This window comes from Pseudomonas sp. Gutcm_11s, assembly GCF_028649395.1.
Taxonomy (GTDB): Bacteria; Pseudomonadota; Gammaproteobacteria; order Pseudomonadales; family Pseudomonadaceae; genus Aquipseudomonas.
Genome location: NZ_JAQSUW010000012.1, coordinates 188,327 through 198,351 on the forward strand (window position 1 = coordinate 188,327; position 10,025 = coordinate 198,351).

Here is a 10,025-nt window from a genome sequence, read left to right on the forward strand (position 1 = left end):
CACTGTCGCCGGTGGTCGCTCCTCAGAAGCGATGGCTGAACTCGATGCGCATCTCGTGGTTGCGGCCCTCGTCGGCGAGCTGGCCGTTGTAGCTCATCTGGACCTTGCTGTTTTCACCGATGTTCAGCTCGACGCCGGCCTCGACGATGGCCGCGTCCTGGGCGATCGGTGTGCCCTGGATGGTGAAGCCGGCACCGGTTTCGGCGAAGGCCATGTCGGCATCGGGGATTTCATCGTCGAACGCATGTTGCCAACCCAGGCCTCCACGCAGGACCAGATCGGTTTCTCGGCGCAGATTGATGTGTTTGGCGACGCGTATGCCGAGGATGCTCGAGGTGGTGTCCTGGTCGACCTTGGAGTCGAGGCGCGCGACGCCGCCTTTCTCCTTGATGGTGTCGGTCTGGTAGCGGGTGTAGGCCAGGTTCAGGTAGGGCTCGACGTTCAGCTCCTCGTAGTCGAGCAGGTAGCCGACTTCGCCGAAGGTCTGCCAGGTCTGCGCGTCATAGTTGGCCTTGAGGCGCTCATTGAATCCGCTGAAGGTGACGTTGCGCTTGCTGTCGATATCCTGCCAGCTGTACAGCGCGCCTGTGCGCAGGCTGAGCGGGCCTTCTCTATAGCTACCGTAGACGCCGAGGTGGTAGGCATCGATGCTCAGGTCGCTGTCGCGCGAGTCGACGCTGGTGGAGCTGTTGCTGTAGCCGCCGGTGACCCCGGCACGCCAGTTCTGGCCGAAGGCGCGGTCATAGCCGAACATCATGCCCTTGGTCGAGCGCTCCAGCTCGGCGGCGTTGTCGTCGCCGTCCTGCGTGCCCCAGCCGCCGATGGCGTAGGCCCAGGCCGAGCTCTGGGCGGTTGGGGTGTCATCGAGGGTCAGGGCCAGCGGCATCAGCGGCATGGGGTTGGTGACCGCACACTGCTGGCAGGTCTGGCGCATACGGGCCTCTACGGCCTGGCGAATCATCAGGCTCTCGGTTTTCATCGCAGCCAGGTTGCTGGCATAGATCTCGCCCGACAACTGATCGTAGGCATGGCGAGCCTCGTTGGCGTCGAGGCTGAGGATGGCATTCTGCAGCGCGCCACCATTGGCCTGCTCGATAGCGTTGGCGACGGCCGCCTGGTTGGGGGTGAACGCGACGGAGCTCAGGCCCTGTTCGTTGCGGGTGATATCCAGGATGACGTCGTTGCTGTCATAGCGGATAGCCGTGTCGAGGAAGGCAAATTCCGGCAGCAGCGTCTGTGAGAACCGACCGCTGATACCTTCGTCTGCCGAGAGCAGGGTGAGGCGGTTCACGCCACCGGCATAGCTGATGTTGCGTACTTCAAGCGCTCCGTCCAGTTGCGCTGTCTCTTCGACAGACAGGTTGCTGATGCTGGATGTATGCAGGTTGACCAGGAGCCGCGAGGTCGGGCGGCCAACATAGGCGCCATTCACGTTGAGCGTACCCACGCCTTCGTATCCGGGGGCCACGGTGCCGCGATTGTCGAGGTTGTTGATCGAGCCCGTGCCGCTGAGGGCGCCGTTTGCGCCGACGCTGATATTGGCAGCCAGGCGGTTATCGGAGCCGCTGGCATCGCCGATCTGCAGGCCGCCTGCATCGATCTGTACATTGCCGGTGAAGTGCTGATCGTCAATGAGCAGCAGCGTGCCGCTACCGGATTTCAGCACGGTGCCATTACCCCAGAGTATGCCGCCGAATACCCCGTTGGTGTCCTGCTCGAAGGCCAGGGTCGCATTGTTCAGGATGTCGCCCCGCAGGCTGTCGGTGTCCCCCGTGAGGGTGCCTGCGCTGACGAGCGTACCGCCGGTGTAGCTGTTGTTGCCCGAGAGGGTCAGGTTGCCGCTGCCGCTTTTCACCAGTTGTCCCGCGCCGCTGTAACTGCCGGCATAGGTGCCTGCGCCGGCCTGCTCGAACTGCAGGGTGGTGCCGCTGCTACTCAGTACGTTGCCTTGCAGGCTGCTGGCATCGCCGAGCAGGGTGCCGCCCTGCAGCAGAGTGCCGCCGCCATAGCTGTTGTTGCCGTTCAGGGCTAGCGTGCCCGCGCCGCGCTTGGTCAGGCTGGCATTGCCGGACAGGGCCTGGTTGACGTTGAAGGTATGGCCGGCGGCCTGGATATCGAAGCCGCCACCTTGGCTGCCCAAGGTGATTGCGCGATTGGTGCTGGCGAAGGTCGTACCGCTGATACCGAGCACGCCGCCGTCGAGGGTCAGCCCCTGGCCATTGGCGCCCAGGGCGCTGTCGGCGGCAATCTGGAGGGTGCCGCCGCTGACGGTGGTGCCGCCGCTGTAGGTGTTGCTACCGCCGAGGACCAGGGTGCCTGCTCCGGTCTTGATCAGGCCGTGGCTGCCGCCGATGGCGACATCGACAGTGGCTTTGCTGCCGCTGTCGACGATGATGCGTGGGGCATTGCCATTATTGTCGGCCATGGCGGTGAGAGCGGCTGCCGAGCCACTCTGCAGGTGGTATCCGTCAGTCAGGAACTGCATGCCGGTGAAGTTCTGCGCGCCGTTCACGGTCACGTTCCCGGCGCTGCCGGCAAACGCGGCGAAGCGGTTGTTCCAGGCCAGGTTGCTGCTGCCGTTGGCGTTGGTCCAGTTGGTCGCTACTGCATCCCAGGTGCCGTTGCCGCCGCTGATGACGTTGTCGTCGGCGGTGCCGTTGCCGTCCCAGAACTGGATTTCTCCCGGGGTTCCCTCGAGCAGCAGGTTGACCTGGCCGCCGATGGCGGTCTGCAAGGTGAAGTCGCTGGCATCGTAGCCTGGGGGCAGGTCGCCATAGACCAGGCCATGGTTGGTCAGTTGGCCGCCGTAGCTGAACAGCCGGTAGATACCCACGCCCAGGCCGCCGGCATTGGCGATGTTGAGGGTGCCGTCGAGGGTCAGGTTGCCGCCGACGCTGATCAGGGTGATCGGGCTGTTGGGGATGCCCAGCTGGAAGTCGAGTTCGCTGCCGGAGGAAAGCTGCAGGTCGTCGGCGAAGCTCAGCGGCGTCAGGTAGGTGCCGGCGACCAGATGGGCGCCGTTGTCGACGGTGACGTCGCCGGAGATGTTGCCTCCGCCACCGAGCGAGCCGCCGGCACCGATGAGGATGTCGGTGCTGCTCAGGCTGCCATCTACCACCAGCGCGCCATTGTTGATCACGGTATTGCCGGCGATGTTGCTGGTGCCGGTCAGGTTGAGGCTGCCGAGGCCATCCTTGATCAGGTTGCCGGTGCCCGAAAGGGAGCCGCCGTAGGTGCCGTCGATGAGCTGATCGAACACCAGGTTGCTGCCATTGTTGAGCTGGATGTTGCCCTGCAGGCTGCCGGTGTTGCCGGTCAGCGTGCCGCCACTCACCGTGGTGCCGCCGGTGTAGCTGTTGACGCCGGTGAGGGTCAGGTTGCCGCTGCCATGCTTGATCAGGCTGCCGGCGCCGCTCAGGTCGCCGCTGTAGGTGCCAGCCTGGTTCTGGATGAAATCGATCAGGGTGCCGATGGCAGTGCTGATGTCGCCCTGCAGGCTGTCGCTGTCGCCGGCCAGGGTGCCTCCGTTGACGGTGGTGCCGCCGCTATAGCTGTTCGTCCCACTGAGCGTCAGGGTGCCGCTGCCACTCTTGACCAGGCTGCCGGCGCCGTCGATATCACCGGCCAGGCCGAGATTGTTGGCGCCCGCATTGACGGTCAGTTCGGCCAGCAGGTGTGTGTCGTTGTTCAGCACCAGGCCGGGGGTGTTGCTGCTCAGGGTAGACTCACCGGTGACGCTGAGGTCGCCGCTGCCGAGGGCTCCGGCGTTGCCGACGGTGAGTGTGCCGTCGGCAAGGGTGGTGCCGCCCGCATAGGTGTTGGCGTTGTTCAGGCTGAGGTTGGCATCGCCGTGCTTGATCAGGCCACCACTGCCGTCGACCACGCCGTTGAGGACCAGGGCATGGCTGCCGATCACCGTCAGCGGTCCGCCGAGATTGACGGCGTTGCCCAGGCTCACCGCCGTGCTGCTGTCGAGCCTGGTGCCGCCTGCAGCGTTCAGCTCGCCCTGGCCGAGCGCCGTGTTGCTGCCGACCACCAGGGTGCCGGCGTTGAGTTCCGTATCGCCGTTGTAGCTGTTGTTGCCTCTGAGGGTCAGGGTTGCTGCTCCGTCCTTGATCACGCCAGCGTTGCCGCTGATCACGCCCGCAAGGGTCAGGTCGTGGCTGCCGAGCACCTGCAGGTCGCTATTCAGGCCCACGGCGTTGCCGAGAGTGACTCCGGTGCTGCTGTCTAGCGCACCGCCGTTGACCGTCAGCGGGCCGCTGCCCAGTGCGCCGTTGGCACCGACTATCACGTTGCCATCTTCGAGTACGGTGCCGCCGTTGTAGGCATTGCCGCGGTTCAGCGTCAGGCTGGCGGCGCCATCCTTGGTCAGGCTGCCGTTGCCGGTCAGCGTGCCGTTCAGGGTCAGGTTGTTGCTGCCATCCACGGTCAGGTTGCCGCTGACCACCACGGCGTTGCCCAGGGCAACGTCATGGCTGCTGTCGAGGTGGGTGCCGGTGGCGGTACGCAAGGTGCCGCTGCCCAGGGCGGTGTTGCTGTTGACCACCAGGGTACCGGCATTGAGGTCGGTACCGCCGCTGTAGCTGTTGGTGTTGGTGATCTCCAGCACCTCGCTGCCGTTCTTGATCAGTCGCCCGCTGCCGCTGATCACGCCGGTCAGGGCCAGGTCGTTGCTGCCGCCGATGATCAACCCGCCGTTGAGCACGATGGCGTTGTCCAGGCCGGTGCCCGCCGTGGCGGCCAGGCCGAGGTCGATGCTGTTGTCCAGGGTGCCGCCGAGCACGTACAGCGTGCCGCTGCTGATGCCTTCGGCGTGGCCGAGCACCAGGGCGCCGGCATTAAGGTGCGTGCTGCCGGCGTAGCTGTTGTTGCCGTTGAGGGTCAGCGTGCCGTTGCCCAGCTTGGTGAAGTCGCCACTGCCGGACACGCTCTGGCTGAGCACGATGTTGCGTCCGGCGTCCTGGATATCCAGGCTGCCGCCGGCGCTCTCCAGGGTGATCGCCCGGTTGCTGGTGGCGGTGCCGCCGACACCGGTGACGCGCAGGGTGCCGCCGTCGAAGGCCAGGGCACCGCTGGCCTCGCCGAGGCGTGCGTCCGAGTCGATCACCACCACGCCGCCGGCGAAGCGGGTGCCGCCGGTATAGCTGTTGTCACCGCTGAGGATCAGCGTGCCGCCGTCCATCTTGTTCAGGCGCCCAGCGCCGCTGATGTCGGCGTCGATGGTGGCGGTCACGCCGCTGTTGACGCGGATGTCGGTCGTGCCGCCGGCGCCATTGTTGGCAACCAGGCCGCTGCCTGGCTGCGTGCCGGACTCCAGCACATAGTCGTTGAGGAACTGCAGGCCGATGATCTGCTGCGGCCCCTCCACGGTGACGGTGCCGGCCGCGCCGCCGAACACGGCGAAGGCGCCTGGCGTCCAGTCTGTGGAGAGATCGCCATTGAGGTTGGTCCAGTTGGTCGCGCTGCTGTCCCAGGTACCGTTGCCCCCAACGATGCCCTGGCCCGGCACCGGGCTGAGCACCGAGCCATTCCAGAACTGCACCTGCCCCGTGCTGTTCTCCACCAGCAGGTTGACCTGGTTGGCGAAGCCGGTCTGCAGGGCATAGGAATTGTTCTGCAGGATGGGCGGCAGCGCGCCGAAGGTCAGCCCGTTGTTGGTCAGCTGGCCGCCGTAGGTGAACAGGTTGTACACGCCCAGGCCCATGTTGCCGGCATCGGTGATGTCGAGCACGCCGTCGAGGGTCAGGTCGTCGGCGACGTCGACCAGTGCGGCGCCGTTGGGCGCGCCCAAGGTGAAGTCGAGTTGCGAGGCGTTGTTCAGTACCAGGTTGCCCAGCGACAGCGTACCGCGGGTCTGGTCGGCAGCGAGGGTACCGCCATCGTCCACGGTCACGCTGCCGCTGAGGTGGCCCAGGCCGGCGAGGGTGGCGCCGTTGCGTACCGCGACGCTGGCGCTGTGCAGGGTGCCGTCGACCTGCAGGGTGCCGGCCTGGATGTCGGTCGGCCCGCTGAGATTGCTGCTGCCGCTGAGGATCAGGGTGCTGGCGTTGACCTTGTTCAGCTCGCCCAGGCCATTGATGCTGCCGGCGAAGGTGCTGGTGCCGTTCAGGGCGCCGAGGTTGAGCACCGAGGTGCCGGCAGTGAGCAGGTCGATGGTGCCGCTGCCACTCAGGTTGCGCAGGGTTTCGCTGCCGCCGATGCCCAGGGTGGCGCCACCGTCGACATCGACCTGACTGGCGCTGCTGATCACGCCGTCGCCGCTGGTCAGCAGGGTGCCGGCCATCACGTCGAGCAGGCCGGTGAAACTGTTGGCATCGACCAGGGTCAGCGCGCCGCTGCCGGACTTGGCCACTGTGCCCGCGCCGCTGAGCACGTCGGTGTAGCTGCCGTCATTGTTCTGGCTGAACTCGACGCGGGCGCCGCCGGCGACGTTAATGTCGCCATTCAGGCTCAGGTAATTGCCGTACAGGGTGCCGGCGTTGACCTGGGTGCCGGCGTCGTAGTCGTTGACGCCGCTCAGGGTCAGGTCACCGCTGCCGTTCTTGATCAGCCGCCCGGAGCCATCCAGGTCGCCGCTGAGGGTCAGGTTGTTGCTGCCTTCCACGGTCAGGCTGAGGGCATTGGTGAAGTGGATGTCGTTGGCCAGGTTGCGCACCGCGCTGGCATCGATGCTGCCGTTGCCGGACACGGTGAGGGCGCCGCTGCCGAGGGCCAGGTCGTCACCCAGCACGAGCAGGCCGCTGCTCAGCGAGGTGCCGCCGCTGTAAGTATTGGCGCTGTTCAGGGTCAGGCTGCCAGCACCGCTCTTGCGCAGGCCACCGAGGCCGCCGATGACACCGTTGAGGGTCAGGTCGTCGGCGCTGGTCAGGGTCAGCTGGCTGCCGCCGGCGAGGTCCATGGCGTTGTTCAGGCTGAGGTCGCCGTTGCTGGTCAGCGTGGCGTTGGCATTCACGTCGAGGGTGCCGGTGCCCAGCGCGGTGTTGGTGCTGATCGCCAGGTTGCCGGCATTGATCTGCAGGCCGTTGAAGTTGTTGTTGTCGCCATTGAGGGTCAGGGTGCCGGCGCCGTCCTTGATCAGCACGCCGCTGCCGCCGATGGTGCCGTCGAGGGTCAGGTTCTGGGCGCTGGCCAGGGTCAGGTCGTCGCCCAGGTAGATGTTGTTGGCAAGGGTCAGCGGGCTGCTGCCGGTCAGGCTGGAGGCCCCGAGGATCAGCAGGCTGCTGCTGCCCAGCGCATGATCGTGGCCCAGTTGCAGGGTGCCGCCGGTGATGCGGGTATCGCCGCTGTAGCTGTTGTTGCCGGTCAGCTGCAGGGTACCGGCGCCGCTCTTGCTCAGGTTGCCGGCGCCGCCGATCACTCCGCTGAGGGCGATGTCGTCACCGCTGGCGGTGAGCAGGTTGAGGGTCTGGCTGGCGGCCAGGTCGATGACGTTGTCCAGGCTGCGGGTGCCGGGCGTGGTGCTGCCGAGGCTGGTGTTGCCAGTGACGCTGATGCTGCCGTCGCCCAGCGCCTGGTCATCCCCGAGCAGCACGCTGCCACCGGCGAGCACGGTGCCGCCCTGGTAGGTGTTGGCGCTGTTCAGGGTCAGGCTGCTGGCGCCCTGTTTGATCAGCCGGCCGCTGCCGTCGACCAGTCCGTCGAGGGTCAGGGCCACGCTGCCCGGTAGGGTCAGGTCGCTGCCCAGGTTGATCGCGTTGCCCAGTTGCAGGCTGCTGCCAGTGCCATCCAGGCGCGAGGCCGCGGTCACGCTCAGGGCGCCGCTGCCCAGCGCCGCGTCGTTGCCGAGCAGCAGGCTGCCGCCACCCAGTGTGGTGCCGCCGGCATAGGTGTTGGTGCCGGTCAGGGTCAGGCTGCCATTGCCCTGCTTGATCAGGCCGTTGCCCGCGCCGCCGCTGATGGTGCCAGCGAGGCTCAGGTCGGCGGAGCTGGGCAGAGTGAGGTCATCGTTGAGCACGATGGCATTGCCCAGATTGCGTGCGGTGAGGCTGTCCAGGGTCGCCGCGCCATCGACGGTGAGGGCGCCGCTGCCCAGTGCCGTGTCGTGGCCCAGCAACAGTCCGCCGGCTTGCAGGCGGGTGCCGTTGCCATAGGTGTTGGCGCCGTTGAGGGCGAGGACGCCGGCGCCACTCTTGTCCAGGCTACCGCTACCGCCGATCACGCCGTTCAGAACCAGCGTGTCGGCGGTGTCGACGCCGAGTACCACGCCGTTGCCCAGGCCGATGGCATTGCCCAGGCTGGACAGCCCGCCGTCGCGCAGGATGGCGTTGCCGGTCACGCTCAGCGCGCCGCTGCCCAGGGCGCTGTTGCTGCCGAGGATCAGGTTGCCGCCGGCCAGGCTGGTGCCGCCGCTGTAGCCATTGTTGCCGTTGAGGGTGAGGTCGGCGCTGCCGTTCTTGATCAGGCTGCCGCTGCCGCCGAGGTTGCCGTTGAGGGTCAGGTCGAAGGCACCCGGCAGGGTCAGAGCGCTGTTCAGCTGCATCAGGTTGGCCAGGGTGCGCGCGGCGTCGCTTTGCAGCACGGTGGCGCCGCCGATAGTCAGGATGCCGTCGCCCAGCGCATTGTCATGACCCAGTTGCAGCGTGCCGCCGTCGACCACCCGCAGGCCGCCGTCGAAGCCGTTGGCGCCATTCAGGATCAGGGTGCCGGTGCCGCTCTTGCTCAGGCCGCCGGCGCCATCGATCACCCCGTCGAGAGTCAGGCTGTTGCCGCTGCCGTTGAGCAGCGCCAGGGTGGTGCCGGTGTCCAGGTCGATGGCGTTCTGCAGGGTGCGAATCGGCGCGGTGCTGCGCAGGCTGGCGTTGCCGCTGACCTGCAGGTTGCCGCTGCCGAGTGCGCCATCGTTGCCCAGCAGCAGGCTGCCGGCGTGCAGCTCGACGCCGCCGCTGTGGGTGTTGGCACCGTTCAGGGTCAGCGTGCTGGCGCCGCGCTTGATCAGGCTGTTGCCGGCAGCGCCGCTGATCACGCCGTCGAGAACCAGGTCGGCGCTGCCGGGCAGGGTCAGGTCGGCGTTGAGGGTGATGGCGTTGTTCAGGGTTTTGCCGGTGCTGCTGTCCAGGCTGCTGGCGCCGTTCACCGTCAGGCCGCCGCTACCCAGGGTGCCGTTGTTGCCTAGGGTCAGGCTGCCGCCGGCCAGTACGGTGCCGCCCTGGTAGGTGTTGGCGGCGTTGAGGGTCAGATTGCCGCTGCCGGCGCGGATCAGCGCACCGGCGCCACTGACGATTCCGTTGAGGGTGAAGTCGGCGGCGCCGATCAGGCTCAGGTCGTCGGCCAAGTCGATGGCGTTGTTCAGGCTGCGCGCGCCGTTGCTGCTGCCCAGGTTGGCGGCGCCGGTGACGTCGAGCGCGCCAGTGCCAAGCGCGCTGTCGTTGCCGAGCAGCAGGGTGCCGGCATCGAGGCTGGTGCCGCCGGCGTAGGTGTTCACGCCGTTGAGGGTCAGGGTATTGGTACCCTGCTTGATCAGGCTGTTGCCCGTGCCGCCAGTGATGATGCCGTTGAGGGTGAAGTTGGCGCTGCCGGGCAGGGTCAGGTCATCGCCGAGGGTGATGGCGTTGGCCAGGGTGCGTGCGCTGGCGCTGTCCAGGTTGCTGGCGCCGGCGATGGTCAGGCCGCCGGTGCCGAGTGCGGTGTTGCTGCCGAGGGTCAGGGTGCCGCCACCGATGGTGGTGCCCCCTGCGTAGGTGTTGGCGTGGTTGAGGGTGAGGTCGCCACTGCCGCTGCGGTTCAGGGCACCGGCACCGCTGATCAGTCCATTGAGGGTGAAATCGTCACCGGTCAGGTTGAGGCTGGTGCCGGTGTTCAGTACCAGGGCGTTGGCCAAGGTGCGGTCACCGGCGGCGCCGAGGTTGCTATTGGCAGTTACGTTCAGGGCGCCGCTGCCGATGGCGCTATCGTTGCCGAGGATCAGGCTGCCAGCATTCAGGCTGGTGCCGCCGCTGTAGCTGCTGGCGCCATTGAGTTGCAGGGTGCCGGCGCCGTCCTTGCTCAGCCCGCCGCTGCCGCCGAGGCTCTGGCCGAGGGTGAAG

At 67.0% G+C, this 10,025-nt stretch carries 1 protein-coding gene; it reads right to left on the bottom strand.

What is annotated here, in order from left to right:
* Positions 1–22 precede the first annotated feature (22 nt).
* Positions 23–10,025, bottom strand: a 10,003-nt coding sequence (locus PTT45_RS09830) for an autotransporter-associated beta strand repeat-containing protein (protein ID WP_273813009.1), incomplete at its 5' end; no start/stop codon positions are given.